The sequence below is a fragment of the Pseudooceanicola sp. HF7 genome (assembly GCF_011806405.1).
Classification (GTDB): Bacteria; Pseudomonadota; Alphaproteobacteria; order Rhodobacterales; family Rhodobacteraceae; genus Pseudooceanicola.
In genome coordinates, this window is record NZ_JAATOW010000010.1 from 1 (window position 1) to 26,642 (window position 26,642).

21 protein-coding genes are annotated in these 26,642 nt (G+C 65.0%); 4 read left to right on the forward strand and 17 right to left on the reverse strand.

What is annotated here, in order from left to right; all coding sequences use genetic code 11:
* The 6 genes from HCZ97_RS07625 to HCZ97_RS07650 form a co-directional block, all read right to left on the reverse strand.
* Positions 1-877, reverse strand: an 877-nt coding sequence (locus tag HCZ97_RS07625) for a MoxR family ATPase (RefSeq protein ID WP_167688102.1), incomplete at its 3' end; no start/stop codon positions are given.
* A gap of 849 nt (positions 878-1,726) precedes the next feature.
* Positions 1,727-2,938: a plasmid replication protein RepC gene (repC, locus tag HCZ97_RS07630; protein ID WP_167688103.1), complete on the reverse strand. Its 1,212-nt coding sequence runs from the start codon at positions 2,936-2,938 to the stop codon at positions 1,727-1,729.
* Positions 2,939-3,154: 216 nt separating this feature from the next.
* Positions 3,155-4,072, reverse strand: coding sequence for a plasmid partitioning protein RepB (gene repB, locus HCZ97_RS07635; RefSeq protein ID WP_167688104.1), 918 nt, complete (start codon positions 4,070-4,072; stop codon positions 3,155-3,157).
* Positions 4,056-5,261: a plasmid partitioning protein RepA gene (repA, locus tag HCZ97_RS07640; protein ID WP_167688105.1), complete on the reverse strand. Its 1,206-nt coding sequence runs from the start codon at positions 5,259-5,261 to the stop codon at positions 4,056-4,058. Before repA ends, repB begins: the two co-directional genes overlap by 17 nt.
* A 346-nt stretch (positions 5,262-5,607) precedes the next feature.
* Positions 5,608-7,644, reverse strand: a complete 2,037-nt coding sequence (gene hpbA / locus HCZ97_RS07645; RefSeq protein ID WP_167688106.1) for an N-methyl-L-proline N-demethylase HpbA — start codon at positions 7,642-7,644, stop codon at positions 5,608-5,610.
* Positions 7,645-7,978: 334 nt separating this feature from the next.
* Positions 7,979-8,617, reverse strand: coding sequence for a TetR/AcrR family transcriptional regulator (locus HCZ97_RS07650; protein ID WP_167688107.1), 639 nt, complete (start codon positions 8,615-8,617; stop codon positions 7,979-7,981).
* A 912-nt stretch (positions 8,618-9,529) separates the two neighbouring features.
* Between HCZ97_RS07650 and HCZ97_RS07655 the strand changes: the two genes are divergently transcribed.
* The 3 genes from HCZ97_RS07655 to gcvPB are packed head-to-tail and all read left to right on the forward strand — an operon-like array spanning position 9,530 to position 13,568.
* Complete coding sequence (locus HCZ97_RS07655) at positions 9,530-10,627, forward strand: ATP-NAD kinase family protein (protein ID WP_217701744.1); 1,098 nt, start codon at positions 9,530-9,532, stop codon at positions 10,625-10,627.
* Between the two features lie 20 nt (positions 10,628-10,647).
* On the forward strand, positions 10,648-12,027 hold the full coding sequence (gene gcvPA, locus HCZ97_RS07660) for an aminomethyl-transferring glycine dehydrogenase subunit GcvPA (RefSeq protein ID WP_217701745.1): 1,380 nt from the start codon (positions 10,648-10,650) through the stop codon (positions 12,025-12,027).
* Positions 12,024-13,568 (forward strand): aminomethyl-transferring glycine dehydrogenase subunit GcvPB, encoded by a 1,545-nt coding sequence (gene gcvPB, locus HCZ97_RS07665; RefSeq protein ID WP_167688109.1) that lies wholly within the window; start codon positions 12,024-12,026, stop codon positions 13,566-13,568. The genes gcvPA and gcvPB overlap by 4 nt, the downstream gene beginning before the upstream one ends.
* A gap of 96 nt (positions 13,569-13,664) precedes the next feature.
* Here gcvPB and HCZ97_RS07670 read toward each other — a convergent pair whose 3' ends face one another.
* The 8 genes from HCZ97_RS07670 to HCZ97_RS07705 all read right to left on the reverse strand — a co-directional run bounded on the left by HCZ97_RS07670 (position 13,665) and on the right by HCZ97_RS07705 (position 21,859).
* Complete coding sequence (locus HCZ97_RS07670) at positions 13,665-14,375, reverse strand: SDR family NAD(P)-dependent oxidoreductase (RefSeq protein WP_167688110.1); 711 nt, start codon at positions 14,373-14,375, stop codon at positions 13,665-13,667.
* Positions 14,375-15,157: an SDR family oxidoreductase gene (locus HCZ97_RS07675; protein WP_167688111.1), complete on the reverse strand. Its 783-nt coding sequence runs from the start codon at positions 15,155-15,157 to the stop codon at positions 14,375-14,377. Before HCZ97_RS07675 ends, HCZ97_RS07670 begins: the two co-directional genes overlap by 1 nt.
* A gap of 64 nt (positions 15,158-15,221) precedes the next feature.
* Positions 15,222-16,139, reverse strand: coding sequence for a dihydrodipicolinate synthase family protein (locus HCZ97_RS07680; RefSeq protein WP_167688112.1), 918 nt, complete (start codon positions 16,137-16,139; stop codon positions 15,222-15,224).
* A 17-nt stretch (positions 16,140-16,156) separates the two neighbouring features.
* A complete protein-coding gene (locus HCZ97_RS07685; protein WP_167688113.1) occupies positions 16,157-17,554 on the reverse strand; it encodes an aminotransferase in 1,398 nt (465 codons plus the stop codon).
* Positions 17,555-17,579: 25 nt separating this feature from the next.
* The gene (locus HCZ97_RS07690) at positions 17,580-18,689 is read right to left on the reverse strand and encodes an ABC transporter ATP-binding protein (protein WP_254871413.1); all 1,110 of its coding nucleotides are present in this window, start codon (positions 18,687-18,689) and stop codon (positions 17,580-17,582) included.
* A 17-nt stretch (positions 18,690-18,706) separates the two neighbouring features.
* Positions 18,707-19,534 (reverse strand): carbohydrate ABC transporter permease, encoded by an 828-nt coding sequence (locus tag HCZ97_RS07695; RefSeq protein ID WP_167688115.1) that lies wholly within the window; start codon positions 19,532-19,534, stop codon positions 18,707-18,709.
* On the reverse strand, positions 19,531-20,445 hold the full coding sequence (locus HCZ97_RS07700; RefSeq protein ID WP_167688116.1) for a carbohydrate ABC transporter permease: 915 nt from the start codon (positions 20,443-20,445) through the stop codon (positions 19,531-19,533). The genes HCZ97_RS07695 and HCZ97_RS07700 overlap by 4 nt, the downstream gene beginning before the upstream one ends.
* Before the next feature lie 76 nt (positions 20,446-20,521).
* Positions 20,522-21,859 carry an ABC transporter substrate-binding protein gene (locus tag HCZ97_RS07705; RefSeq protein ID WP_167688117.1) on the reverse strand — a complete coding sequence of 446 codons (1,338 nt, stop codon included), beginning with the start codon at positions 21,857-21,859 and terminating at the stop codon, positions 20,522-20,524.
* Positions 21,860-22,026: 167 nt separating this feature from the next.
* Between HCZ97_RS07705 and HCZ97_RS07710 the strand changes: the two genes are divergently transcribed.
* Complete coding sequence (locus tag HCZ97_RS07710; protein ID WP_167688118.1) at positions 22,027-22,878, forward strand: IclR family transcriptional regulator C-terminal domain-containing protein; 852 nt, start codon at positions 22,027-22,029, stop codon at positions 22,876-22,878.
* 17 nt (positions 22,879-22,895) lie between these two features.
* On the opposite strand, the gene HCZ97_RS07715 is transcribed toward HCZ97_RS07710, so the two are convergent.
* From HCZ97_RS07715 to HCZ97_RS07725, 3 genes are read right to left on the reverse strand one after another with little or no spacing between them, the layout of a single operon-like run.
* Positions 22,896-24,014 carry an FAD-binding oxidoreductase gene (locus tag HCZ97_RS07715; protein WP_167688119.1) on the reverse strand — a complete coding sequence of 373 codons (1,119 nt, stop codon included), beginning with the start codon at positions 24,012-24,014 and terminating at the stop codon, positions 22,896-22,898.
* On the reverse strand, positions 24,011-25,654 hold the full coding sequence (locus HCZ97_RS07720; RefSeq protein ID WP_167688120.1) for an FAD-dependent oxidoreductase: 1,644 nt from the start codon (positions 25,652-25,654) through the stop codon (positions 24,011-24,013). The genes HCZ97_RS07715 and HCZ97_RS07720 overlap by 4 nt, the downstream gene beginning before the upstream one ends.
* Positions 25,651-26,586, reverse strand: a complete 936-nt coding sequence (locus tag HCZ97_RS07725; RefSeq protein ID WP_167688121.1) for a 3-hydroxyacyl-CoA dehydrogenase NAD-binding domain-containing protein — start codon at positions 26,584-26,586, stop codon at positions 25,651-25,653. The genes HCZ97_RS07720 and HCZ97_RS07725 overlap by 4 nt, the downstream gene beginning before the upstream one ends.
* Between the last annotated feature and the right edge of the window lie 56 nt (positions 26,587-26,642).

Genomic DNA, 26,642 nt, shown 5'->3' on the forward strand with positions numbered 1-26,642 from the left:
GCACCATGCGATGCGCCATGACATCTCCGGCCAGCTCCGCGACATCCTCCGGCAGGGCATAATCGCGCCCCTGGATATGCGCCCGTGCCTTGGCCCCGGCTGCCAGCGCAAGCGAGCCTCGCGGCGAAACCGCGTGTTCGATATCCTCGGCAAGCGGCCCGTCGCGCGTGGCGGTCACCAGCCTGACGATGTAATCGCGCAGCTCCGGTGACAGATGCACCGCCATCGCCGCGCGCTGCGCCTCTTTCCGGGCGGCCAGAGCCAGGCGCGGCGGGGCGGCGGGCGTTTCTGCGCTTTCGGCTTCGACCAGGTCCAGGATACGCCGTTCGGTCTGCGCATCCGGCAGCTCCAGCGTGGTGTAGAGCAGGAAGCGGTCCAGCTGGGCTTCGGGCAGCGGGAAGGTGCCGTCATGTTCGATCGGGTTCTGGGTGGCGACCACAAGGAAGGGATCGGGCAGAGGATGCGTCTCGTTGCCGGCCGTCACCTGGTTCTCTGCCATGGCCTCCAGCAGGGCGGATTGCACCTTTGGCGGGGCGCGGTTGATTTCATCGACCAGGACAAGGTTATGAAACACCGGGCCGGGGACAAATTCGAAGCTGCCCGTCTGAGGGCGAAAGACCGGCGTGCCCGTCAGATCCGAGGGCATCAGGTCCGGCGTGCACTGGATCCGGGCAAAGCTGCCCTCCACCGCGCGCGACAGCCATTTGACCGCGCGGGTCTTGGCCAGGCCCGGAGGCCCCTCGACCAGAAGGTGCCCCCCGGCGAGCAATGAAATCAACAGGCGTTCGATCAGCCGCTCATGGCCGATCAGCCCCTGCTCCAGATAGCCCGACAGCGCAGCGATCCCCTGTGGCGGGGTTTCGGACAAGGTGTCCATGGTTCCTCTCCCTCCGCCGGTCGGGCGGCCTTCGCCGCGATGCTAGCCCATCGCCCCACCCCGGCCTATCTAGCCCAAAGTCGTACCGACCCTGGCGCGGCATGGGGGGTGCCTGGTTGGGAGAAACGAGCCTGTAGCGTGGGCCGAGACCGCTTGGTGGCCGACCTGAAGCGTCTGGAGGCGCGTGACACCAACGGCGCTTACTAAGTGAATTTACGGTTAAAAGCGCCCCTGTTGCGGAACCAAGGAATTGGTCTGATTTTCACGGTAGTTTCAAAGCTCAATAGGGCGACCAATTCCAACATTTCCAACGTTTCGAGAAATAGCCTCCGGGCGCCATCGGGCACGTCAATTGTCAGCAAAATCAAAGAGGATAACCCGATCCGGTTTGCCTGTCGGTCCGATGAGAAGCGAGATACCAGGCACCGTCGTGAGAAAAATCTGAAAGCACCTCAGGTACGGCCAAGAATGGGCAATTTCCCACAGCTCTTCATGTCTGCGAAGTGGTCCAGCGGAAGTCCCGGCAAGCTCGGACCTGCGCGCCCTCACAGGCCCTCTGGTGTCCGATACAATCAACCGAACAATGTTGGCCGTGCGGCTGCTGGTTCATCTGAGAAGCTCCCTAAGTCGCTCTGACCAACCGGCTGGCCGGAGAAACTCGTTCAGAACAAAGCCACTGCAAAGACGTCCGGCCACCCTGCCCGCTTTATCACTTAACAGCTGTTAAGTCCTACGTGCCGCCACCAGCCAAAACACGCTACAACCCAAGAACTCAACGCACGCCATCCAGAAACACCTACGCAAACCAACACCCACGTCCAAAACCCCATCCGGCCCACTTAACAGCTGTTAAGCCGCCTTCCGCCCCCCGTTCATCAGCGCCATGATCATCGGTCCGCAAGAGAACGCGCCTTCCGCCGCCTTGGCGCTCAGTGCGCGCAGGTAGCCCCCGGGCGAGCGGATTTCCGTGAACCGCTCCAGCATCGCCACCACGACGACAGCTGCCTGTTCCGGGCCCATAAGCCGGCAAGCCTCGTCCCAGGCAGAGCTGTTGATCCCCATCGCAGGCCGAACCTGGCTGGCGGCATTGAAAAGTTGATGCCAATGCCGGATCGGCCCTTCGTGGAAATCGTGGATGGAGGGACAGGCCGACAGGATCAACCTCAGGGGAATGCGTGGCATGGGCCGTTCGACCTCTTCCCCAGCCTCTTCCTCCGTCAGCGCCTCCTCTGGTCGGTCCTCGACCACGGTGCCGCAGGCCTGCTCCACCTGTTCAAATACAAGAGAGTCTTTATCTGAATTCTGATGGTGCTGCTCAGATTGACGCGCAGTGGTGCTCAGATCCTCTGTTTCGGTGCCGTCGATCAGGGTTCTTGCCTGGTCCAGCGCGGCCTCCAGATCGATCCGCAGGGCGTTCAGATCGGCTTCGGTCAGCTTGCGCCGCAGGGCCCGGGCGCTCAGCGCGGCCTTGTCCGCGAAGTAGTCCCAGGCATCCTGGCCCGGGGTCAGCTCCGCGCCGTAGCTGGCAACGGCGGCCAGATCCCGGCGCATCAGGCTGACGCATTCCCGCAGGCGGCGCAGATGCTCTTCCGCCGCACGGATCTCTTCTGCGGCTGCGGTGATTTCGGCGGCACGCCGGGGCAGGGGCGACAGGTCAAAGCCATAGGCCACCCGGGCCTCCCCAAGGCTGCGGCTGTAGCGCTTGCCATTGGGGCTGTCGCGGCGCTGGACAAAACCGGCCTCGATCAGCCGGGCCAGGTGGCGGCGCATGGTCGAACAGGCCATGCCGTTCAGCCGCTCGCAAAGCGCCTTGTTGGAGGGGTAGACGATCATCTGCGCCTCTCCGCCTAGCATGTCATCGGGATAAAAGCTGATAAGTCCCTGCAGGACAGTCAGCTCCCGTTCGGACAGGCCAAAGGCGGATTGCGCCTTGGACAGCTCCCGAAACAGGGCCCACTTGTTGACCGGATGCGTGGCACCGGCCGCCTCGCGCCGCTCCGCTGCCTGCAATTGGACATGCGTGATCGGTCGCTGAAACGACGAAAACGGGATGTATTCCATGTTTTTTGTCACGAAGGCAAAACTGTAGCGGCCCACGAAACGCTTTGCGCTTGCGGGTTGGACATCGGCTCGCTAAAGTCAGAGGTGCGAAAACTGAGTTTTGTTGCGAGCTAGTCCCGTGACGAAACCACTCTTAAAGGTCTCGTGAAGCTGGCTTCTCGGGGCCTTTTTTCTATCCTGCCTCTTGTCGTGCCTCCTTGTTTTTCACTGCTTCCCTCAATCTTCCGCCCGCTTGTAACGCGCGTGAAGCTCTTGCAGCAGGGCCGGGGCATTGCCTTCCAGCCAGCTGACGAATTTCGGGTCCTGCGCCTGCAGGTCAAGCTTCAGACGCTTGCCGCGGCTGCCGGTCTTGACCGTGGCGCGGCCCACGCCGGGGATTTCCTGGCCGCTCTCCGCCGTAGCGGGGGCAGGGCGCGCGGGCGCATTGGCCTGCGTCGCCGCCAAGGCGGCAAGAAAGGCCTGGTCAGAGGTCTCTCCGATAGTTTCGCCCTGCGCGCTTGCGGCGGCCTCCAGCAGGGGCGCGCGCTCTGCGCCCTCGGCCAGGGCGCGCTTCAGCTCTTCCCAGCGGGGGCGGCCGATGCCCGGTGCGGCGCCGATCGCGCGGATCAGGTCATCGCCCACCGTGCGCACCACGCTCAACATCTGTGAAACGCCGGCCTCTGTCAGGTTCAGAACCTCTGCCACGCCCTTGTTGCTGCGCTCACCCTCTGCCAGGTGGTCGCCTTCCAGCAGGGCAGAGGCTACCAGCGCGCGTTCGATGAAGCTCAGATCGCGGCGCGCCTGGTTCTCAAGCAGCTGATCTTTCAGGGCCTGGTCGTCTTCCAGCTCCGTGATGATCGCGCGGACGGGCTTGCCCAGCTGGCGGCAGGCCTCAAGCCGGCGCCGCCCGTAGATTAGGCTGTAACGGCCGCCTTCGGCCGGGCGCAGCAGGATCGGCACCCGCTGTCCGTTCCGCTCGACCGAGGCTTTCAGATCCGTCACATCGATTTGCAACCGGTCTTCCAACCGCCCGCCGGTATCGATCAGCGCCGGGTCGACCTCGGAAATGCCGCCGCGCAGACGCCGGTTTTCCCGAACGTCCGGCGCATTGTAGAGCGTGCTGAGCGCGGGGTTGAGTTTAGCCCTTCTTGCCATCACGTCCTCCGGTTCGGCCCCAGGTGTCCTGGATCAGCACGGCAATTTCATCGTTCACCGCGTTCATGGATTCCACGGCGCGGTCATAGGTGGTGCGGGTGAAATCCTTGCGGTCGACCTCGTACAGGGTCTGCTTGGTCAGGCCGGCGTCGGAAATCGCAGTGGATTCAACCATTTGGTTGGTCAGGACAGAGCGCCCGAACAGGCCGCGGATAAAGGCGATCATCTCTGTCTGCGGCGCATCGCCCACCTTGTAACGGGTCGGCAGGAACTTCAGCCACTCGTACCGCAGGTTGGCGCCCGCATCGCGGATCACGCCCAGCAGGTCAGAGGTCATCCGCAGGAACTGGCTCATGGACATCAGGTCCAGCATCTGAGGATGTACGGTCACCAGCACCCCGGTCGAGGCTGATAGCGCTGACATCGTCAGGAAGCCAAGCTGCGGCGGGCAGTCGATCACCACAACGTCGTAATCGGTGTCGACCTCGTCCAGCGCGTCCCGCACCCTTGAGAAAAAGGCCTTTGCCCCGCCAAGTGCGATGGCCGCCGGCGTCTCATGTTCGAATTCCATCAGCTCCAGGTTGCCGGGAATCAGGTCCAGACCGCGCATGTAGGTCTTGCGGATCACGTCGCGGATCGGCAGCGGATCCTCGTAGGCGACCACGTCGTAAAGCGTGCCGCCCTCCATCAGGTCGATTTCCGGCTGAATGCCGTGCAGCGCAGAAAGAGAGGCCTGCGGATCCAGGTCGATGGCCAGCACGCGGTAGCCCTTCAGCGCCAGCCGCTGCGCCAGGTGGGCAGAGGTCGTGGTCTTGCCCGAGCCGCCCTTGAAGTTCACAACGGAGATCACCTGAAGCTCATCTCCGTCCCGGCGCCCGGGCACGTAAGTATTTGTCTTCTTGGCGTTTTTCTCAAGCGCGTGGCGGATTTCCCAGATATCGTCCAGGGTGTAGCGCCGGTGGTTGCCGGCGGTCATGTCGACCTCGGGGATCTTTCCCTCGCGGTGCAGCTTGCGCAGGTAGGTGTGATCGACACCCAGAAGCTCCGCCGCCTCTCCGCTGGTGAGGCTGCGCATGGCCTTCTTGGCATCGGGCGGAAAATGGGCTTCCCTCTGCGCATGCAGGTTGGCCGCAAGAAGCTCTGCGTAATGCCCGATGGCGATATCGAGGTCCTGATCTGTCTCTGTCATATCCCGCTCGATTCGTGGGCGCGGTTTTTCTCGGAACTCGCGCTATTTTTCGAGACTATTGCCTGCCGACCCGGAGTCGCGCAAGTGTTTTCCACCGGGATCGGGGTGGAACGGGGGCCTAACCCCCTTTCAACAGGGAAAAAGCTGCCCTGTCACGCCCCGTTTGGGCGGTGCCACCCGCAATCGCGCGAAAAAACCGCGCCCATGAGCAGGGCAGGGGGCCTGCACAGGGACGTACGATTCGACGGCGGGGCAGGGGGCCAAAACCGGGCGGAGCGGCACGCGCGCGGGGCACGGCCCCCCTTGCGCGCCGCTTGTCGCTGCCGCTCCCGCGCGCAGGGAAGGGTCAGAGCATCCGCGTCAGGCGCAGGGCATCGTAGATCGCCGCATGGGTGTTGCGCGCGGCCACCGCATCGCCGATCCGGAACAGGCGGAAGCGGCCCGCCTCGTTCGGCGCAAGGCTTTGCGGGCGTCCTTCTGCCAGGGCCTCGTAATCCACCTCGCCAAGGTTGCGCGATAGGGGCTTGAGCGCGAAATACACATCGTCCAGCGGGCGCGTGCCATGGTTCACCACCACCTGGTCGACGATCCGCTCGCGGGTGACATCCCCGTAATCCGATCCCAGCACCGCCTTCAGCGCATTGCCCGCCTGCTCCACGGCGCGCAGCCGCCAGGTCACGGTAAAGGTGGTGTCCCGGGCCTGGAGCGCGCGCATGTAGGGCACCAGGTTCATGGCCATGACCTCGGGGGCGAAACTGCGATCAGGCGTCACGATCTCCACCCGCGCCCCGGTGGCCGAGATCACATCCGCGGCCTGCAGCCCGGCGTGATCCCCCGCATCGTCATAGACCAGCACGTTGCGCCCCGCCGCCACGTCGCCCGACAGGATATCCCAGGCAGAGACGACCAGCGCATTGCCCGCGCGCAGCACCTCCGTATGGGGCATCCCGCCGGTGGCGACGATCACCTCGTCCGGGTCGGTGGCCAGGATATCCTCTGCCTCGGCATAGGTGTTGAAACGGAAGGTTACCCCGGCTTTCTCGCATTGCGCCAGCCGCCACGCGATGATGGAGGACATCTCCCGCCGGCGTTCCTGCAAGGCCGTCAGGCGGATCTGCCCGCCGGGCTGGTCCGCCGCCTCGAAGACGGTGACCAGGTGACCCCGGGCGGCGGCCACACGGGCGGCTTCCATCCCGGCGGGCCCCGCGCCCAGGATGGTCACGCGTTTCTGAGCCTCTGCCGGCGCGATGGCATGGGGCTGCTCTTCCTCGCGCCCTGTCGAGGGGTTGTGCAGGCAAAGCGCCATGCCGCCCTGGTAGATCCGGTCCAGGCAGTAGTTCGCGCCCACGCAGGGGCGGATGTCCTCTTCGCGGCCCTCGACGACCTTCCGCACCAGGTGGGGATCGGCCATATGGGCGCGGGTCATGCCCACCATGTCCAGCTTGCCGCTGGCGATGGCATGGCGGGCGGTGGCCACATCGGGGATCTTGGCCGCGTGAAAGGTGGGAAAATCGGTGGCGGCGCGGATCTCTCCAGCGAAATCCAGGTGCGGGGCGTTGCGCATCCCCTGTATCGGGATCACGTCGGTCAGGCCGGGATCGGTGTCGATGTGGCCGCGCACCACGTTCAGGAAATCCACCAGCCCGCTGTCCTTGAGCTTCTGCGACATGGCCAGCCCCTCGGCCTTGCCGAACCCGCCAGGCAGACACTCGTCACCGCTGTAGCGCACGCCCACCAGGAACGCCTCGCCGCAGCGCCTGCGGATCTCGCGCAGCACGTCGAAGGCAAAGCGCATGCGGTTGTCCAGATCGCCGCCATAGGGCGCGTCAAGATCGTTGGTCAGGGGGGAAAAGAACTGATCCATCAGATGGCCATAGGCTTCAAGCTCGATGCCATCGAGCCCCGCCGCCTTCATCCGCTCGGCCGCGTCGCCGTAATCCTGGATGATGCGGGCGATGTCCCAATCCTCCATCTTCTTGGGAAAGGCCCGGTGCGCCGGCTCGCGCTCATGCCCCGGAGAGACCACCGGCAGCCAGTCCGCCTTGTCCCAGCGGGTGCGGCGGCCAAGGTGGGTAAGCTGGATCATCACCGCGCAGCCCTCGTCGTGGCACTCCTGCGTCAGCTTGGCCATGTGGCCCACCACCTCGTCCTTCCAGGCCAGGATATTGTTGAACACCGGCGGGCTGTCCCGAGAGACAGAGGCAGAGCCGGCCGTCATCGTCAGCGCCACGCCCGCCCTGGCCCGCTCCCGGTGATAGGCCCGGTACCGCGCCTTGGGCATCCCGTCGTCGGGATAGGCCGGCTCATGACTGGTGATCATGATGCGGTTCTTCAGCGTCAGGTGTTTCAGCTGGTAGGGCTGCATGAGCGGATCATTGGACATCGGGGACCTCGTGAAGACCAAGCCTGGGGCTGATGTCGAGCGTTTCCGAAAATGTTCACTTGTGTCAATTAAAAGATCACCGGTGTTTGGGCTGGCGCAGGCAGCCCCTTGTGCGCCCACGAGCCCACTGGCAAAAGTTTCGACGGCGCTGCAGGGGGTTACGGTCCGTCAGCCCGCCGTTCAGACCAAATCAAGCTGGCAGGAAAACCGACTCCGAGTACCCCAAGCCTGACCCGTCCCGCCCAAGTCACGGGCAACAGGGCAGGGGACCAGCCCCGACATGTTAAAGCCACAGGGCAGGGGCCTCGGGACAAGCCGCAGGTGGCGCGCGCCCTCAGCCCGCCTGCGCCGCGTATCCGATCCGCGCCTTGAAGCGGGCCATCTCGGCCTCGGTCGGTCGCTGCCCGGTATAGACCTCGACGTAATGGGGATGGCGCTGCAGGCGCTCTTCCAGGCTTTCGGCCACGCGGGTCGCGATATAACCGATCTGGACCAGGTAGATCGTCCGCGCGCGCACATCGGCATCCTCCGCTCCGTGCCCCCAGCGGATCAGCATCTGGCGCAGGGCCTCCAGGCGCCGCTCATCGGCCTGCTGAAGACGCGCCAGGACCTGCGGATCCTGCTGCGCCCAGGCCCGCACTGCGGTCTCGAGCGGGGCATCAAAGCTGTTCTGCGGCATGAAGATCGCGATGACATTCAGCATCGCCTCGGTCACGGTCGCGGCGTAGTCCTCTGTCGCGGCGATGAGCGGAAGGGTGGTGCTGCGCTCCCAGCGATCCAGCAATCCGGCCAGCAGCTCCTTTCGATCCTTGAAGAACCAGTAGAAGCTGGTGCGCGACAATTCCAGCGCATTGGCCAGCGGCATGATCTTCACCGCATCGACGCCCTTGTCGACCAGCGCGCCATAGGCCGCGTCCAGCCAAAGCTCCTGTGATCCGCGCCACCCGCGGGTCTGGGCCGTGTCTTCGCTCATGGGACTTTCCGCCGGTTGCCGCGCCACATTGTCCACAAAATGTGCACCCCTGTCGATACACCGCGCAAAACCCGCTGGCACGCCAACCCGCGCCTTTCTTCTTGCCGGCAAACTCCGGGGGAGACGCCCGAAAGGGGCATCGAGCCCCTCTCGGGCGTCGGGGGCAGAGCCCCCGCCAGCGCTTAACCCGGGCCTAACGCCCCGTTCGCCGCGCACCGACGTAATACCGACGCAGTACCGACGTGAAACAGACGTCCCACCGACAGCCATTTCAGTGGGTCAATCGGGGCTCCAGACCGCCTCGGAACGTCCCGCTGAAACGCTCCAGGATGGACGGGATTTGAACGGATCGCGGAGCCTGCCAAGCGATGGCGCGGTCGACTTCAGCAGCACAGCTGCGTGTCAGGGGCGCGCCAAAAATCGGGTCATTTCGTGCCGCCAATCGACGCCTCGAGTCATGCCTCCCCGGCCGGTAAAGTCCCTCAATTTCATAGCGGACACTGTGCAAGGCAACCGAGGTCATCACGGCCGGTTTCGGGCTGCGCCCACGCCTTGGCAAGGTTGCGTCTACCCAGCCAAACGCCCCTCCTCGCCAAAGGGGCGGCGTTTTTGTGCCTCGTGAGTACTTCGCAGTTTCCTGCGCAGCCGAAACTCTTGTGCGCGATGCGACCACACCCGTTCTTTGAATCCCCTGGCGTGAGTGGGGAGATCGGTCGTGCATCACGATCGAGGTTCCGGGATCCGAGTAAGCGCGTCGTTCCAATAACATCGAAGGTTTTTCAGAGAACACAACACGCCGCTCCCCCCTCCATATTGCGGCGCACGGCCTCTCGCCCCCTGCCGCGCAATTTTGCTTGCGTGTTCCCAAGAGAATCTGCATGGTTTCATTATGCGAACAAAAGTCCGACAAAATTGGCTGAGGTCCGAGTGTCACGTCTGGGGCTGATCATCAACCCTGTCGCCGGCCTTGGCGGCGCGATGGGGCGCAAGGGCAGTGACGAAACCGACATCGCCCAACGCGCCACCGCCGAAGGGCGGGTTTCCCAGGCACCGCACCGCGCGGCCCGGGCGCTGGCGGCATTCCGCGCCCAAAGCGATGCCCCCGTCCTGGCCGGCCCGGTCCTGCCGGACGGCGACGCGGCACAGGCCTTCGGCCCCGGCGCGCTGACGCAAACGGCCAAGGACACCCTGGCAACGGTCCAGGCGATGCAGGGGCAGGTGGACCTCATCCTCTTTGCTGGCGGCGACGGCACCGCCCGCGACATCTGCGCCGCCAACGAGACGGGCATCCCGATCCTGGGCATCCCCTCCGGGGTCAAGATGCAGTCCGGGGTTTTCGCCCGCAGCCCCGAGCGCGCCGGGCGGCTGTCCGCGGCCTTCCTGGCCGATCCCCGACGGCGCACCGAGATGGTCGAGATCCTTGATCTGGACGAAGCGGCGCGGCGGGACGGACGGCTGTCGGCCCAGCTTTACACGGTGGCCCGCACAGCGCTGGACCGGCAGGGCGCGCGGCAGAACCCGAAGGCGGGCAGCACCGATCCGGTGGGTGACCTGGACGCGGCGCTGGCGGCCTACGTGGCCGAGATGGAGCCCGATACCCTTTATATTCTTGGGCCGGGCACCACGATGAAGGCGCTGAAGGACAGGCTGGGCGGCGGGTCGTTGTTGGGCGTGGACCTTGCCGAAGGCGGCCGCCTTACCGGGATCGACCTGGACGACACCGCGCTTCTGGCGCGGGTCAGGGGGCGGCGCGTGCGAGTCGTCCTGACCGTGGTCGGGGGGCAGGGTTTCCTGCTGGGCCGCGGCAACCAGCAGATCTCGTCTCAGGTTCTTCGCGCGGCGGGGCTGCCGCCCATCGACGTGATCTGCGGCGCAGAGAAACTGGCGGGGCTGACCCCGCAGGAACTGACAATCGACACGGGCGATCCGACGCTGGACGGCACGCTTGCGGGATACTGGCCGGTCATTACCGGCGCGGGCCGCAAGCAGGTCGTGCGCGTCGTAGCCTGAAACAAGGACAGGAGAGGGTGATGAAACCGCATCCATGGATGGCGAATTCCGGCGGCACGGCCAAGCAAGAGATGCTGGCCGCGCTTGGGGCAAGCTCGGTCGAGGCGCTCTTCGCGCAGATCCCCGAGGATCACTACATGAAGGGGCCGCTGGACCTGCCGCCGCAATTGTCCTCCGAGGTCGCGCTGGCGCGGCACCTCGACGACATGATGGGCCGCAACACGGTGTTTCCGGCGGGATCGTGTTTCCGCGGGGCCGGGGCCTGGCCGCATTACGTACCCGCCATCTGCGATGAGGTCGTGGGCCGCTACGAGTGGCAGACCTCTGTCTTCGGCGCGCCGACCTCGGATCATGGCCGTAACCAGGCCTGGTTCGAATTCACCAGCCAGATCGGAGCGCTGGTGGAAATGGATTTCGTCGGACTGCCGGTCTATTCCTGGGGCTGCGCGGTGGGACATGCGGTGCGCATGGCATCGCGCATCACCGGGCGCCGCAAGGTGGTCGTGCCGCAGGTCATGGATCCGGAGCGCCGCATGGTGCTTGAGACCTATTGCGAACCCACAGAGATGGCCCGCCATATCGAGATCGTGACCGTCGCACTCGGCCCGGACGGGTGCGTCGACCGTGACGACCTGCGGGCCAAGATCGAGGGCGCGGCGGCGCTCTATATCGAAACCCCCGGCTACCTGGGCGTGATCGACGCCGATCCGGGCGAACTCTGCGACATCGCGCGGGCCGCCGGTGCCGAGGCGATCGTGGGTGTCGATCCGCTGTCCCTGGGATTGCTCGAAGCGCCAGGCGCCTATGGTGCGACCATCGCCGTTGGTCCGACCCAGCCTCTGGGCGTGCACATGTACGCGGGCGGCGGCGTCGGCGGTTTCATCGCCTCGCCCGACGAGGAACGCTATGCGCGGGAATACAACACACTGAACGTCTCGATCTCTCAGACGCGGGAAGCGGGCGAATTCGGCTTTGGCCTCGCCCTGTTCCACCAGTCATCCTACGGGATGCGCGACGAGGGCAAGGATTGGACCGGGAACTCGGTCTACCTCTGGGCGTTGGCGAACGCGGCCTACATGTCGGCCATGGGCCCCGAGGGCTTTGCCGAGGTCGGTCGGCTGATCATGGCCCGCGCCCGCGCCGCCGCCGAGGCGCTGAATGCGCTGGAGGGCGTTTCGGTCGACCTGACGCAGCCGGTCTTCAAGGAATTCGTTGCCCGCTTCGACAAGGCGGTGCCCCAAGTCAATGCAAGCCTGCGCGCCGCCGGGATCCTGGGCGGCAAGGACCTGACCGGAGAGCCCGGGATCGAGGGGAACGCGGCGCTCTTCTGCGTGACCGAAGTGCATACCCAAACTGATATCGACCGCCTGGTCCAAGCCGTGAAGGAGGCCATCGCATGACCGCCCCAATCAAGGATTTCGCCAAGAGATCAAACGGATATCGTGCTGCCAAATGGTCCGAGCCTGTGGTGATGCAGATGACGGGCACCGGCCGCCGTGGCGTGGTCTTCGAAGACGCGCCCGCGCCTGCGCTGCCAGGGAAATCCGCGCGCAAGGCCGCTCCGGCCTTGCCGGAGGTTACCGAGCATGATGCCCTGCGCCACTACCTGCACCTCAGCCAGATGACGCTTGGCATGATGGGGATATCGCTCTTCGGCACCTGCACGATGAAATACAACCCGCGCATCGGTGAGCGCGCCAGCCTGGATCACCTGCGGGGGCTGCATCCCCTGCAAGAGGCCGAGACGCTTCAGGGCGTGCTGGAGATGTATGACAATTTCAGCGACTTCCTCTGCGAAGTCAGCGGCATGGACCAGTTCGTCTTCCAGGCGGGCGGCGGGGCGGATGCCGCTTATACCCATGCCTGCGTGACGCGGGCCTACCACGCCAGCCGGGGCGAGTTGCAGCAGCGCGACCAGATCATCACCACGATCCAGACCCATCCCTGCTCGCCCGCCACCGCGAACACCGCCGGCTTCGAGGTGATTACCCTGTCGCTCGAGGAAAACGGCTATCCCTCGATCGAGCAGCTGAAGTCCGTCGTGGGGCCGCGTACGGCGGCGCTGATGGTGAACAACCCGGACGACATGGGCATCTACAATCCGGACATCAAGGAATGGGTGCGCATCGTGCACGAGGCCGGGGGCCTGTGCTTCTATGACCATGCGAATTTCAACGGCGTGATGACCCGTCTGCGCGCGCGCGAACTCGGTTTCGATGCCTGCATGTACATGCTGCACAAGACCTTCGGTGCGCCGAAGGGCGGGGGCGGCCCGGCTGTAGGCGCCTATGGCTGCGCCGAACACCTGGTGCCCTTCCTGCCGGGGCCGGTCGTGGTAAAGGACGGGGGCAGCTACCGCCTGGACGCGGATCGCCCCCAAAGTATCGGCCGCGTGCGCGAATTCTGGGGCAACGCGCCTCAGGTTCTCAAGGCCTATGCCTGGGCGCGCGCCATGGGCGCGGAGGGGCTGCGTGAGGCCGCGGATATCTCCGTCCTGTCCAACAATTACATGGACTGGCGGCTTGCCCAGGTGAGGGGCGTCAGCCGCTCCAATCCGGGCATAGACGCGCCCCGGATGGAGATGACACGCCATTCCGTCGAACAGGTGACGGAGGAGACTGGCTGTTCCATCTTCGACATCTCGATGCGGATGACGGACTTCGGCATCGATGCGCTTTGGCTCAGCCACGAACCCTTCCTGGTGCCCGAGCCGTTCACGCCAGAGGCGGGCGAGCTTTGGTCGAAGGAGGATATCGACTACTGGATCGACGTTCTGGAGCACGTGATCGGCGAAGCCTATGCAGATCCGGAGATCGTCAAGACCGCGCCGCACAATGCCGCCATCCACCAGCTGACCAGCGCGCTGGATGAACCCGATGTCTGGGCGACCACCTGGCGCGCCTATGAGCGCAAGCATCGCAAGCAGATGGCAGCCGAATAGGCCAAAAGAAACCGGCGCGCGGATGGACCGCGCGCCGGGTGATACTGCCTGAAACCTGCGGGCACCGTGATCAGGCCAGCAGGGCCACACCGCCCTTCAGATGAAGGTTTCGAGCCGGGTATTGACCACAAGTTCGGGAAGGCTGGCCTGGTTCGGCAAGGCCAGCACCATCGCCACGATCTCGGCCACATCCGCCGGTTGCAGGCGCTTGTCCTTGGGCGTGACGCCGGGCACGTCTGCGATCATGTCGGTGTCGATCGCGCCGGGGCAGATCGCGGTGCCGCGCAGACCCTCGTCCCAGCCCTGGAAGCGCACCGCCTGGGTCATCGCCAGAAGCGCGCCCTTTGTCATCACGTAGCCCAGAGAGGCAGAGGGATCGCGATAGCGCTTCGCATCGGTTGAGGCGATGGAGACGACGCGCCCTTGGCCGGAAGCCTTGAGGTGGGGCAGGGCGGCGCGGATCAGCAGGAACGGTGCCTTGGTGTTGACCGTCCACAGGTCATCCAGGTCAGGCTCTGTCCCGCGGGAGAAATCCACCATCTTGAGGATGCCGGCATTGTTGATCAGGGCGTCGGGGGCGCCCATCTCGGCCACGGTGGTATCGACCCAGGCCTGGGCCGTTGCGGGCTCGTGCGCATCGAAGCGAAAGCCGCGCAGCTGTGCGGGATCGGCATCCGGAAAGGCCTGGGCCAGCCGCTCGGGTTGGCGCAGGCCGACGGACACGCGATGTCCGTCGGCAAGGCAGCGGGCGGTGATGGCGGCGCCAAGGCCCCGCGCACCGCCCGAGATCATGACAAGGCGCGTCATCAGAACAGGCCCTGGTAGACGCCGCCATCGTTGATGATGTTCTGGCCTACGATGAACCCGGCCTGGTCCGAGCACAGGAAGGTGACAAGATCACCGCATTCCTTGGGATCGGCGAAGCGTCGGGCCGGTACGCTCTGGATCCGGTTCTCTACGATGGCCTCGTAGGTGGTGTTGCCGCGCCGCGCGTGGTTGTGCAGGTTGGTGTGCAGCGCGTCCGTGTCGAAGAAGCCCGGGCAGACGGTGTTGATCGTCACGTTGTCGCGCACGGTTTCCTTGACCAGCGAGGCGATCGCCCCGGACAGCGCCAGCCGCGCCGAATGCGAATGCGCGAAATGCGGCTGCGGGAACTTGATGAAACTGACCGAGATATTGACGATCCGCCCGAACTTGCGCTCGCGCATGCCCGGAAGCACGCCGGTGATCATTTCGAGCGAAGAGAAGAAATGCGCGTTGAACCATTCGTCCCAGTCGGCGCGGGTCCACTCCTCGTATTCGCCGGGGATCTGGCGCACGCCGGGATTGGTCACGAGGATATCTGCCCCCTCTCCCTTTGCCAGGATCTCTGCGCGGCCCTCTGCACTGCTGAAGTCGGCGGCCACGGTGGTGACCTTCACCCCGTGTTTGTCGCGGATCTCATCGGCCGTGGCCTCGAGCGCCTCGGCGCTGCGGGCGTTCATCACCAGATCGACGCCCTCTGCGGCCAGGGAAAACGCGCAGGCCCGTCCCAGGCCCTTGCTTGCGGCCGAGACGATGGCACGGCGACCCTTGAGTCCCATATCCATGGGGAATTCCTTTCTGTGGTCGTTGCTGTTCGGGCGGCCAGGAGCCGCCCTTTCTCTGTCGCGATCAGGCGCAGTTCTGGCCTGTTGCGAGGATGCGGTCCAGCCCGGCATGCAGTTCGGCCAGGGCTTTGCCTTCCGTCGGTTGCAGCGGGGCACGCGGCAGGCCACCGCCCGGCAGGCCAAGATAATCCATCGCGGCCTTGGTCGCAGGGTAAAGCGTGCGCCCCCCGCTGACAAAGAGGTCGGTCAGGTCGCGGGCCCGTGCCTGAACCTGCCAGGCGGCCTCGGTATCGCCGCGCTGCACCATGGACCAGATGTCCAGAAGATCTGTCCAGATGTTGGGGAAGCAATCCACCAGCCCGTCGCAACCGGCCAGCATGGCCGGCACGCCGATAGTCGAGGATGGGCCGCAGAAGACGCGGATGCGGTCCCGGGTCAGGGTCAGCGTGCGGTGGAAGTTCAGCCAGTCGCCCGAGCTTTCCTTGATCGCCACGACATTCTCGAGATCAGCAAGTTCATCCACGATCTCTGGCGTCAGGGCGTTCCCCGCATTGCCCGGGATGTTGTAAAGCACCACCGGCAGCGGAGCGGCATCGCTGATCGCGCGGAAATGCGCGACGATCTCGGCGCGGGACAGGTGCACGAAGTAGGGCGGCAGGACCAGCACGCCGTCGGCGCCTGCCTCTGCGGCGTCTTCCATGCCGGAAATCACGTCGCGCGGTGTGATCCCGGCGGCGCCCACGATGGCGGTGCCTTCAGTGCCTGCGGCCTGTCGCGTGGTGGCATAGATGGCGCGCCGCTCGTCTGGACGCAGGGCCCAGAATTCGCCGGTGCAGCCTGCTGCCAGGACGCCGGTGGCGCCGGCAGAGATCAACCGCTGGATGTTGGCGGCCAGGCCCTCATGGTCAACCTCGTCCTTCGCGGTGAAAGGCGTGGTGATCGCGGGCATGGGGCCGGACCAGGTGATCGTATTTCTGTCCAATGTATTATCCTCGTAACTTACAGCGGCGCCAGCGCATCTTCGGCGCGCAGGGCATCGCAGACTGACCCTGCGGCCTTGCGAACGGTCGAGACGGCAAGGTCGATCTCTTCCGGAGTGATGATGAAGGGCGGGGAGAAGCTGATCGCGTCGCCACTGGGCAGGGCGCGGCTGATGACACCCTCCTGCATGGCCGCGCGCACGATGCGCGGTCCGACCTGAAGGGCCGGGTCAAAGCGCTGCCAGCCGTCGGCCGTGGGGCGGGCGAACTCGACCGCGGCCATCAGGCCCTTGCCGCGCGTCTCTGCGACGATGGGAAGATCGCCAAAGGCCTTTGCGAGGGCGGCATTCAGGTAATCGCCCATCTCGCCAGCGCGGGCGACCAGGTTGTCTTCTTCGACGATGTCCAGGTTGGCCAGCGCCGCGGCGGCCATGATCGGGTGCGCGGTGTAGGTGTAGCCGTGTCCGAAGGCGCCGAATTTCGCCGCGCCCTCGCCAGAGATCACCTGCCAGACCGCGTCGCCCACCAGGACGCCCGAAAGCGGCGCATAACCGGAGGTGATGCCCTTGGCGACGGACATCAGGTCCGGCTTGATCTCCATGCGTTCGGAGCCAAACCAGGTGCCAAGGCGGCCAAAGCCACAGATTACCTCGTCGGCGATCAGCAGAACATCGTGGCGGTCGAGGACCTCCCGGATGGCGGGGAAATAGCCTTCGGGGGGGACGATCACGCCGCCCGCGCCCATCACCGGCTCCGCGATGAAGGCGCCGACCGTTTCGGGGCCCTCGGCCAGGATTAGGTCTTCAAGCTCCTGCGCCAGTCGCGCCGTGAAGGTGGCATCGTCTTCGCCGGGGTGGCGGGTCCAGATATTGTGCGGGGCACTGACGTGGCGGATCATCGGCAAGGGCAGGTCAAAGCCCGCATGCAGCCCCGGCAGCCCCGTCAGGCCGCCCGAAAGCACCGTCACACCGTGATAGCCACGGTCGCGGGCGATGATCTTCTTCTTCTCCGGCTTGCCGCGGGCATTGTTGTAATACCACACGATCTTGGCCTGGGTGTCGTTGGCATCCGACCCGGATGCGCCGAAGAACACCTTTGAAAAGCCCTTAGGGGCCTTTGAGATGACGCGCTCTGCAAGGATCGCGGCGGGTTCCGTCGCCATGGAGCTGAAGCCGTGGAAGTAGCTCAGCTTGCGGGCCTGGTCGGCCAGCGCATCTGCGATACGCTCCTGGCCGTAGCCGACGTTGACGCACCAAAGCCCTGCCATCGCATCAAGGTAGCGGTTGCCCGCGTCATCGGTGATCCAGCTGCCTTCGGCGGTGCGTGCCATCATCTGGGCACCGCTCTGCTCGTGCGTTTGCGCCATGCTGAAGGGATGGAAGACATATCGCCTATCCAGGTCGCGGGTCTCGTTCATGCCCGGCCTCCTCTTTTGTTTGTGTTCATTTCGCCCGCATCGGGATGACCGCTGCAGGGGTTTCGTCGAGGTTCAGGCGTGTGCCGTTTTCGCTCGCTTCGAAGAGATGGATCGCCGCGGGATCGAAACGCAGGGCGACCTTCTGGCCAACATCCAGCTTGCGCGCAGCCTCGACCCGCGCGCTGATGCGGGTCTGGTCGGGCAGTTCCAGCGTGACGATGGTCTCGTGGCCGGTGTTCTCGGCCAGACGGACCGTGGCGGGCAGCCCATCGCCGCTGCCGATGGCGACGAATTCGGGGCGTACGCCCAGCACCACAGGCCCATCTGCCAGGCTGTCGACAAAGTCGGCCCGGTTGAACGGGATGCGATGCCCGGAGATGACGATGTGGTCCCCTTCGGCGGTGCCGTCGATCTGGTTCATCGGCGGGGTGCCGATGAAGCCTGCGACAAAGCGGTTGGCGGGGCGGTTGTAGATCGCGTCAGGCGTGTCGAACTGCTGGACCCGGCCGCCGTGCATCACCGCGATGCGGTTGGCCATGGTCATCGCTTCCAGCTGGTCGTGGGTGACGTAAACCATGGTCTTGCCCAGGCGGGCGTGCAGCTCGATCAGCTCTGCCCGCATGTAGCTGCGCAGCTTGGCATCCAGGTTGGACAGGGGTTCGTCCAGCAGGAAGACCTGCGGATCACGCACCAGCGCGCGCCCCAGGGCCACCCGCTGTTGCTGCCCGCCCGACAGCTGCTTGGGCTTGCGGTCAAGCAGCGCTTCGAGTTGCAGCAGCTCGGCGGCCTTTTGCACCGCTTCGGCGCGGGCCTTACCCTTGATCCCGCGCTTTTTCAGCGGGTAGGCGATGTTTTCGCCCACGGTCATGTGCGGGTAGAGCGCATAGGATTGAAACACCATGGCGATGTCGCGCTTGCCCGGCGCCAGGTCGTTGATCACCCGGTCTCCGATCCGGATCTCGCCCGAGGTGGGGAATTCCAGCCCGGCCAGCATCCGCAGGGTCGTGGACTTGCCACAGCCGGATGGCCCAAGCAGGGCGACGAACTCACCGTCGTGGATGTCGAGGTCCAGCTTTTCGAGAGCGACGAAGCTGCCGAACCGCTTGTGGACGTCTTTGAAGATTACATTGGCCAATTCATGTTCCTTTGTATTCAGCCCTTGACGCCGCCAGCTCCGAAGCCGCTGGTCAGGTAGCTTTGGAGGAAAGCGAACACGACGATGAGCGGCAGGCTCATCATCACCGATGCCGCCATGAGCAGGGACCATTCGATGTTGAACGCGGAGATGAGCATGGACATCACGCCGGTGGTCAGCGGCGAAACCGCGTCTGAATTGACCAGCACAAGCGCGTAGAGATACTCGTTCCACGAGAGGATGAAGGTGAAGAGCGCGGTGGAGATGATCCCCGGCAGTAACTGCGGGAAGATCACGTCGCGAAAGGCGCCCATCCGGCTGGCCCCGTCCACAAGGGCCGCGTTCTCCAGGTCCACCGGGATGCCCTCCATGAAGGAGCGCAGCAGCCACAGCGCATAGGGCAGGGCAAAGGTGGTATGGGCGAGGATCAGCGAGAAGAGCGTGTTGGATAGGCCCAGGCTGACCATCATCAGATAGAGCGGGATGATCAGCACCACCGATGGCAGCAGGTAGGTGAACAACACCAGCATCGCCAGAGTCTCGCGGCCACGGTAGCGGAACCGGACAAGGCTGTAGGCCCCCAGGGTTCCCAGCCCCACCACGAAGACGGTCGTGGTACTGGCCAGCACCACCGAGTTCCGGAAGTAGCGCAGGAAGGGCGTTTCGCTGAGCAGCCGCCAGTAGTGTTCGAAGGTGACGGTTTCGGGCACCCAGGTGGGCGGGATCCGGAACAGCTCGGTCTGCGGCTTGAGCGACGTTACGATCATCCAGAGCAGCGGAAAGGAGATCAGCAGCACCAGCGACCAGGTGATCAGGTTCAGAAGAACAGGTCGGACAAGTTTCATGCCTTTTCCTTCGTCTGGCGAATGTAGAGGACCATGAAGACGAGCATCACCAGCATCATGCCGACGGAATAGGCCGCGGCCTGTCCCATCTGGTTCAGCCCGAAGGCCTCCTGGTAGACGAGCAGGGACAGCGTCTGCGTGGAGGTCACGGGGCCGCCACCGGTCAGCAGGTACAGCAGGTCGAATTCCTTGAAGTCCCAGATCGCGCGCAACAGGATGATCACGGTCAGAATGGACCGCAGCTGCGGCAAGGTCACGTCCCAGAAGCGGGCGATCGGTCCTGCGCCGTCGATGCGGGCGGCCTCGTAGAGGTTTTCCGGGATCGTCTGCAGACGCGCCAGAACGGCGATCACGACAAAGGGAAAGTACTTCCAGGCCCCCACGAGGATCACGCCGATCATCGCGTTGGGCATCGATCCCAGCCAGTCCAGCGGCATGTCGATGATGCCAAGCTGCATGAGGCCCTGGTTCAGCGCGCCGTAAAGGTCGTTGAACAGCCATTTCCAGACCAGGACGGCCACGACGGTGGACAGGAAGTAGGGAAACAGCACCAGGCTGCGCGCCAGGGATCGAAACCAGATGTTCTGGTGCAGGAGCAGGGCAATGCCGACACCTGCCACGATCTGAAGCGTCAGCGTGCCGACGGTCCAGACGATGGTGACGCGCAGCGAGCTCCAGAAGGCCTTGCCAGTCAGCAGCTCGATATAGTTGTCAGCCCCGACGAAGCCGCCTTGCAGGGTCGGGGTGTAGATCTGGAACACCGACAGGTAGAGCGCCGCCAGAAGCGGATAGACGATCACCAGCAGGAAGACGAGGATCGTGGGCGTGATCAGCACCACGCCAAGACGCGCATAGGCACGTTCCAGCGGCGACAGACCGTTGCGGGGAGGGTCGGTGGTCAACGTGGTCATGGAAAGTCCCGAAGATGAGGGGGCCGGCCGCAGGTGAAACACCCGCAGCCGGACGGAGTGGTGACAGTCGGGGCGCTTAGGCGCCCATGATGTCCTCGATTCGGCTGGCGGTTTCGCCCAGCACCACATCGACGTTTTCATCGTTCAGCACGACGCGCTGGACCATCTCTGCGATCACGCCGGAGTTCACGACTTCGCCGGCGCGGGTGTTGGGCTGGTGCTCCGGGCTTTCCCAACCCAGGTTGAAGCCGTTCGCGGCGGCTTCGGACATCAGATCGACTTCGGCCCTGTACTTCTCGATGATCGGATCGTTCAGGTAGTCCGGGTCCTGCGCGATGGTCTTGAGCACCGGCAGGACGTGACCCGGGGCGGCGTGCAGCTGCTGGATGTAGCCCTCGGGATCATAGAGGAAGGCCGCGAACTGCTTGGTCGCTTCCATGTTCGACGCCTGCTTGGGGATGAACACTGACGGGAAGTCGTTGAAGGTCCAAGGCGCGATATCCCGGGATTTCGTCGGGTAGGTGTCGCAGGTGATGTGATCCGCGATGGCGGGGTTCTGGTTGTTGACGTTGACCAGAACGCGGCCGGTATAGACGCCGGTGGCGCAGGCGCCGGACACGAAGGCCGTCAGGCTGTCGCCCCAGCTGTAGTTGGTGGCCCCCGGCGGGCAGTACTCGCGCATGGCCTTGTAGAATTCCAGCGCGTCGCGGGTTTCCTGGCTGTCGATGGCCACCTCGAGATCGGGCGAGAAGACCATGCCGCCCGCCTGGTGGATGACACCGATGAAGATCAGCGAAGTCATCGAATTGCGCCCGTAGGGCAGGGGCGCGCCGTAGATGCCACCGCCCTGCATTTTACTACAGGCGGACAGAAGTTCGTCCCACGTGCGTGGATTGGCCTCGATCCCGGCCTTTTCCATCAGGTCCTTGCGCAGCCAGATCACATTGGCCGAGGAGTTGCCGATGGAGGTGCCGGCGTATTGTCCCTTGTCGATCTCGTAGATCCGGTTGACGCCGTCGTAGAATTTCTCGGGGCCGATCATCTCGATCACGTCGTTGAAGGGCTCCAGCAGACCGTTGCGCCAGTAGTTCGACACGGCGAAGCTGGGCAGGTGGGTCACGACGTTCGGAACGTCTCCGCTGGCAAAAGCCGCTGCCAATTGAGGGGCGTAGCCTTCGTCCGAGGTCTTTTCGAACACGACTTTGATATTCGGCTGCGCGGCTTCGAAGTTGGCGATCTGGGTTCGGTAAGCCGCCATTTGCTCTGGCGATGATTGAGGCGACCACCAGCGCAGGGTGATCTTCTCTTGCGCCAGGATCCGGCGCGGCATGAGGGCCGCGGCGCCGGCCGCTGCCATTCCGGTAAGAACCGTGCGACGCGGCAGTCCCGCGTTCGTCATTTTATTGGTGGTCATAAGACACTCCCATGTTGGCGATGTCCGCATATCGAACATATGTCCGGATTATTGCTTCGACATGTTTCAGATCGCAAGTGTTTTTTGCGAAACACTCGGATGAAGGAGGGTTCCTATGCGCCATTTGTGGTGTTAGTTCGGAGCGCGAACAAAAAAATGGATCTCAGATGGCGAAACCTGCAAAGACCAGCTCCGTTCAGGCCGCGAGCGACACGCGCCTTGGCACCGTCACAGCCGAAGCTGGAGACGAGAATGACAAGCTGTCCAGCCGGGACTTCGTCAGTTCGCTGTCCCGGGGGCTGGAAATCCTGTCCAGCTTCAGCCGCACCTCTAAGAAGATGACGCTGTCCGAAGTTGCCGCGGAAACCGGGATGAGCCGCGCCACGGCGCGTCGTTTCCTGCTGACCCTGGTCAAGGAAGGCTACGTCATAACGGACGGCAAGTTGTTCGACCTGACGCCGAAGGTCCTGGACCTCGGGTTTTCCGTGCTGTCCAAGATCGGGATCTGGGATCGTGCCCGCCCCTTCATGGAGCGCCTGTCCGAACAGACCGGCGAAAGCTGCACGGCCGCTATCCTGGACGGGCTGGACGTGGTCTATGTGGCCGGTGTCCAGGCGCACAACATCATCAGTGTCGGGATCACCGTGGGCAGCCGGCAATCGGCCTTTTATACCGCGAATGGTCGTGTCCTGCTGGCGTCACAGCCAGAGGAAAACTGGGACGGCATCATCGCCAATGCCCGGCTGGTGCCGCGCACTCGTCACAGCGTGACCAACAAGGCCGAGCTGCGCGCGACCCTGGAAACTGTGCGCGATCAAGGCTGGGCCCTGGTCGATCAGGAGCTGGAAGAGGGGCTGCTGTCGATCGCGATCCCGCTGAAGTTCCGGTCCGGTGTTCTGGCAGGGTCGATCAATATCGCCGTTCCGTCGATCCGGGCCACACGTGACACGATGGTGGATGTCTACCTGCCGAAGCTGCGTGAAACCGCGGAAGACATTCAGAAGTCCCTGGCGCACTGATCGCGCAAGGCTGGCGGTCAGGCCCGCCAGCGCGCCGGTGCATAGGGCGCAGGGTCGACGGGCGGGGTCAGGCCAAGTGCCAGGCTGACTGCCGTACGGCCTGTTATCGGGCCCAGCGTGTAACCGGCATCACCAGGAAGCGCGAAGAACACGCGGCTGCCATGCGAGGCCGGGCCGATCGTCGACTTGCCGTCCACGGGCGTGTTGTAACCCGCCCAGGTCCTCAGCACGCGCAACCCGCCGATGCCCGGCGCGATCTGTGCCGCAAGGGCCACATTGCCCAGAAGGCTGGTCTTGCGGATGCCGGGCGCCTGCCGGTCCGCGGTGGCGGTCCGGGCCTCCCACCCGCCGCCGATCACCACCTGGCCCGAACGGAACTGCTTGAGCGTGATGGGACGTTCGGCGTGCTGGACAAGATGGTGGATCCGGTATTCCCCGGCCTCGGTGATGTTCATGTGCAGCGGTTCCGGCGGGGTGGACAGGTTCAGGCCCAGCCGTCCGGCCAGCGCACCTGCGCCCCAGGCAGCTGCGATCAGGATCGCGTCGGCGGCATAGGCGCGGGCACCATGAGCGACCGGGTGCGGGCCGTCCTCGATACCCGTGATCCGGTCATGAACGTGACGCACCCCAAGCGCATCCAGCGCGGCGCGCATCTTGCGGTTGGCGACGAGCGGGTTCAGTTTTCCTTCGTTGCGACACAGCTCTGCACCGGCGATCTGCTCAGACAGCCAGGGGGCCAGCGCGTGAAGCGCGTCCCGGTTCAGAATCTCGACGTCCAGTCCCTTGCGCGCTTCGCGCCCTGCCTTCTCATGCAGGAACTCCAGCTGCGCCGGGGTCTCTGCCAGCATCAGCCCGCCCTCGCGGGTCAGCTCCACCCCGCCCAGCCTGGCATCCAGCGCTTCCCATTCGCCCACCGCTGCCAGGTAGAGCGGCAGGGAGCTTTCAAGGTTGTCCGCCAGATGCGGGTTGAGCCGCAGGAACCGGCTTTGCATCTGGACATGCAGGCTTCCGGCGTTGGCGTGGGAGCCGGCGTTGCGCTGCGCATCGACGATGGTCACGCGCGCGCCCGCTTCGGCGGCGACCAAGGCGGCCACCTGCCCGGTGATGCCGCCCCCGATGATTAGCAGGTCGGTCATTCAGGATCGTCCAGCAGCGCCTCGGCGGCGGTGATCGCGGCAATGTCCACCGGCTTGATCGGGACGCGTGGTGCGAAATACGACAGGTCTTCGAGCGGCAGACCCTGGCGACGTGCCATGATGCCTGCCACCGCCGGTGCGCAATAGCGGCCCTGGCAGCGGCCCATACCGATGCGCGTGGCCCGTTTCAGAGCGCCGATATCGGTTGGGTCATCCGTGAGCGCGGCATCCAGCTGTGCCTTGGTCACCTCTTCACAACGACAGATGTGCGTTTCCGGAGCGGCCTCTTCAGGCAAGGGCAGCCTGGCGGAATAGAGTCGCCAGAGTGCATCCTGAAAGCCCCGGTGACGGCGCAATGCGCTGTCGTCATCCGGTCGGGAGCTGGCGCCGGTGGCGGCCCGGCCCGCGATGTGGCCTTCGACCATTGCGGCGGGGGCCCCGCCCAGACCGCAGCAGTCACCCACCGCGTAAACCCCGGGAACCGTCGTCTCGCAGGTGGAAGAGCGCGTTACCCGCAGGTGGTCGAAACGCGCGTCGTAGGTCATGTCGCAGCCCAGCAGGCGCAGGATCTCGTTAGAGGGCTGAAAGCCGTAGTTCAGCAGCACCGCGTCGGCCTCGACTTGGGCCGGGCGCCCGCGGGCAGAATACTCGACCATAAGCGCGCTGTTCTGCGCGTGGATGGCGTGGGGCAGGGCGTCATGGGTGACACGTACTCCGTATCGGCGCAGGCGGGCCAGCATGGTGAAGCCCTTGCGGGTCAACCCGGTATCCCGCCGTGCCATGTCCAGCGCCGCGAAGGGGCGGGTCGCGGGTGCCGGCGCGGCCTCGGCCAGGACGACGATCTCGGCGCCGCCCGCGGTCAGTTCCTGCGCAACCTGTGCGACGAGCGGGCCATTGCCGAACAGCGCGACGCGCTTGCCGGGCAGGGTGCGATAGCTTCGCCACAAGGTCTGGGCGGCGCCGACCGTCATCACGCCGGGCAGCGTCCAGCCGGGGATCATCGCGGGACGTTCATAGGCGCCCGTTGCCACGATCAGACGATCGGGCGCGATGGCATAGACGGCCTCGGGGCTGGTGGCCATGATCTCTGGCCCGTCGAAGGCGCCCCAGACCTCTGTCTGAGACAAGAGCGTGACGCCGGCCTCTCGAGCCCTGCGCTGCAACTCACGACCTTCGCTTTGCTGCGGATCCAGCGGGGCCTTCTGCGTGTCGGCGGATTGCTTGAAATACTGGCCGCCGGGCACCTTGCGTTCGTCCAGCAGCACGACCTCGGCCCCTGCGTCACGCGCGGCGATGGCGGCAGACAGGCCACCTGCGCCTCCGCCGATGACCAGCACCTCCGGGGTCAGGCGTTTGGGGGTCAGGCTGCGCGGAGCGGGCGGCGTCAGTGGCGGGCGCGCCACCTGCGTTTCGACCTTCATGCCCTCACGGACGGGGGTCATGCAGGCGCGCTGGTTGGGTTGCCCGTCCACGGTGACAAGGCAATCCTGGCAGACCCCCATGCCGCAGAAGATACCGCGCTTGGCCTCTGTATCGGTCTGGCGGAAGGCGCGATGCCCGGCGGCGGTCAGCGCGGCGGCAACGACGTCGGTGCTGGCGCAGGTGATTTCTTGTCCGTCAAAGGTAAAGCGGCGGGTCATGACTGTGTCCCTTGCAGGATTTTCCGCCGTCCGTCCAGCAGGCGGGCCAGAGCCTCTTCGCGCCATATGCGGCGGTCGGGCAGCGCGGCCTCTGACAGTACGGCGCGGCGTTCGGCCTCTACCCGGTCGACCAGTGCGGGGGGCCAATCGGGTGCCTTTTCGCCCCGGTCGCGGCCGATGGCGGCATAGGCTGGCCCCAGTCGTTCTGCGTGGCCGCGCACCCCGCCGGCGGTGTTCAGGTCGGCTGTTTCGAACGGGCCGGACAGCGCCCAGCGGGGGCCAAGCCCGTCGCGCACCAGCCGGTCCAGCGCATCAACGCTGATCACCTTTTCATCGACCAGCCGGTAGGCCTCGCGCAGAAGGGCGGATTGCAGGCGGTTGAAGACGAAGGCCGGGACTTCGTGGCCAAGGCGGGCGGGGTCATAGCCACCTTGCCGGAACAGCGTCTCGGCGCGATCCAGTGTCGTGGCGGTGGTCCCCGGAGCGGGAACAAGCTCCAGGACCCGCAGCAGGCTGGGGGGGTTGGCAGGGTGGGCGACAAGGCAGCGCGCCTGGTCAGCTGGGTCCGGCAGGATTTGCGACATCGGAATGGCAGAGGAGGCGGTGGCCAGGACGGTCGTCTCGCTGCGCGCAATCAGATCGGCGAACAGGGCCTGCTTGGCGTCGAGCCGTTCGGGTCCGGCTTCGATTACCAGGGGATCCGTGATGCGGTCCGGCAGGGCGGCGCCGTAGGTCGCGGTGCCGCGCGGCGTGTCCAGTCCCGCCAGTGCCATGGCCCTGGCGTGGCGACCGATGAGGTCTGGTGCTGCGTCCCGGGCCGGTTGCGCAGGATCGCAGAGCGTCACGTCGAAACCCGCGGCCATGAACGCCGCGGCGAAGCCGGTGCCGATGGGCCCGGCTCCCAGGATGAGAACCGTTCGCGCGTCATTCATGTTGCTCGACTCCCTAGTGTTCGTTATGTGAACAATTGTGCGAAATGTCGAATGGC

Coding starts and splice junctions, on each gene's coding strand:
- HCZ97_RS07695 (WP_167688115.1), bottom strand. CDS start 19,534: ATGAAACTTGTCCGACCTGTTCTTCTGAACCTGATCACCTGGTCGCTG.
- HCZ97_RS07715 (WP_167688119.1), bottom strand. CDS start 24,014: ATGACCGACCTGCTAATCATCGGGGGCGGCATCACCGGGCAGGTGGCC.
- repC (WP_167688103.1), bottom strand. CDS start 2,938: ATGGAATACATCCCGTTTTCGTCGTTTCAGCGACCGATCACGCATGTC.
- repA (WP_167688105.1), bottom strand. CDS start 5,261: ATGACAGAGACAGATCAGGACCTCGATATCGCCATCGGGCATTACGCA.
- HCZ97_RS07650 (WP_167688107.1), bottom strand. CDS start 8,617: ATGAGCGAAGACACGGCCCAGACCCGCGGGTGGCGCGGATCACAGGAG.
- hpbA (WP_167688106.1), bottom strand. CDS start 7,644: ATGTCCAATGATCCGCTCATGCAGCCCTACCAGCTGAAACACCTGACG.
- gcvPA (WP_217701745.1), top strand. CDS start 10,648: ATGAAACCGCATCCATGGATGGCGAATTCCGGCGGCACGGCCAAGCAA.
- repB (WP_167688104.1), bottom strand. CDS start 4,072: ATGGCAAGAAGGGCTAAACTCAACCCCGCGCTCAGCACGCTCTACAAT.
- HCZ97_RS07685 (WP_167688113.1), bottom strand. CDS start 17,554: ATGAACGAGACCCGCGACCTGGATAGGCGATATGTCTTCCATCCCTTC.
- HCZ97_RS07710 (WP_167688118.1), top strand. CDS start 22,027: ATGGCGAAACCTGCAAAGACCAGCTCCGTTCAGGCCGCGAGCGACACG.
- gcvPB (WP_167688109.1), top strand. CDS start 12,024: ATGACCGCCCCAATCAAGGATTTCGCCAAGAGATCAAACGGATATCGT.
- HCZ97_RS07670 (WP_167688110.1), bottom strand. CDS start 14,375: ATGACGCGCCTTGTCATGATCTCGGGCGGTGCGCGGGGCCTTGGCGCC.
- HCZ97_RS07720 (WP_167688120.1), bottom strand. CDS start 25,654: ATGACCCGCCGCTTTACCTTTGACGGACAAGAAATCACCTGCGCCAGC.
- HCZ97_RS07725 (WP_167688121.1), bottom strand. CDS start 26,586: ATGAATGACGCGCGAACGGTTCTCATCCTGGGAGCCGGGCCCATCGGC.
- HCZ97_RS07705 (WP_167688117.1), bottom strand. CDS start 21,859: ATGACCACCAATAAAATGACGAACGCGGGACTGCCGCGTCGCACGGTT.
- HCZ97_RS07675 (WP_167688111.1), bottom strand. CDS start 15,157: ATGGATATGGGACTCAAGGGTCGCCGTGCCATCGTCTCGGCCGCAAGC.
- HCZ97_RS07700 (WP_167688116.1), bottom strand. CDS start 20,445: ATGACCACGTTGACCACCGACCCTCCCCGCAACGGTCTGTCGCCGCTG.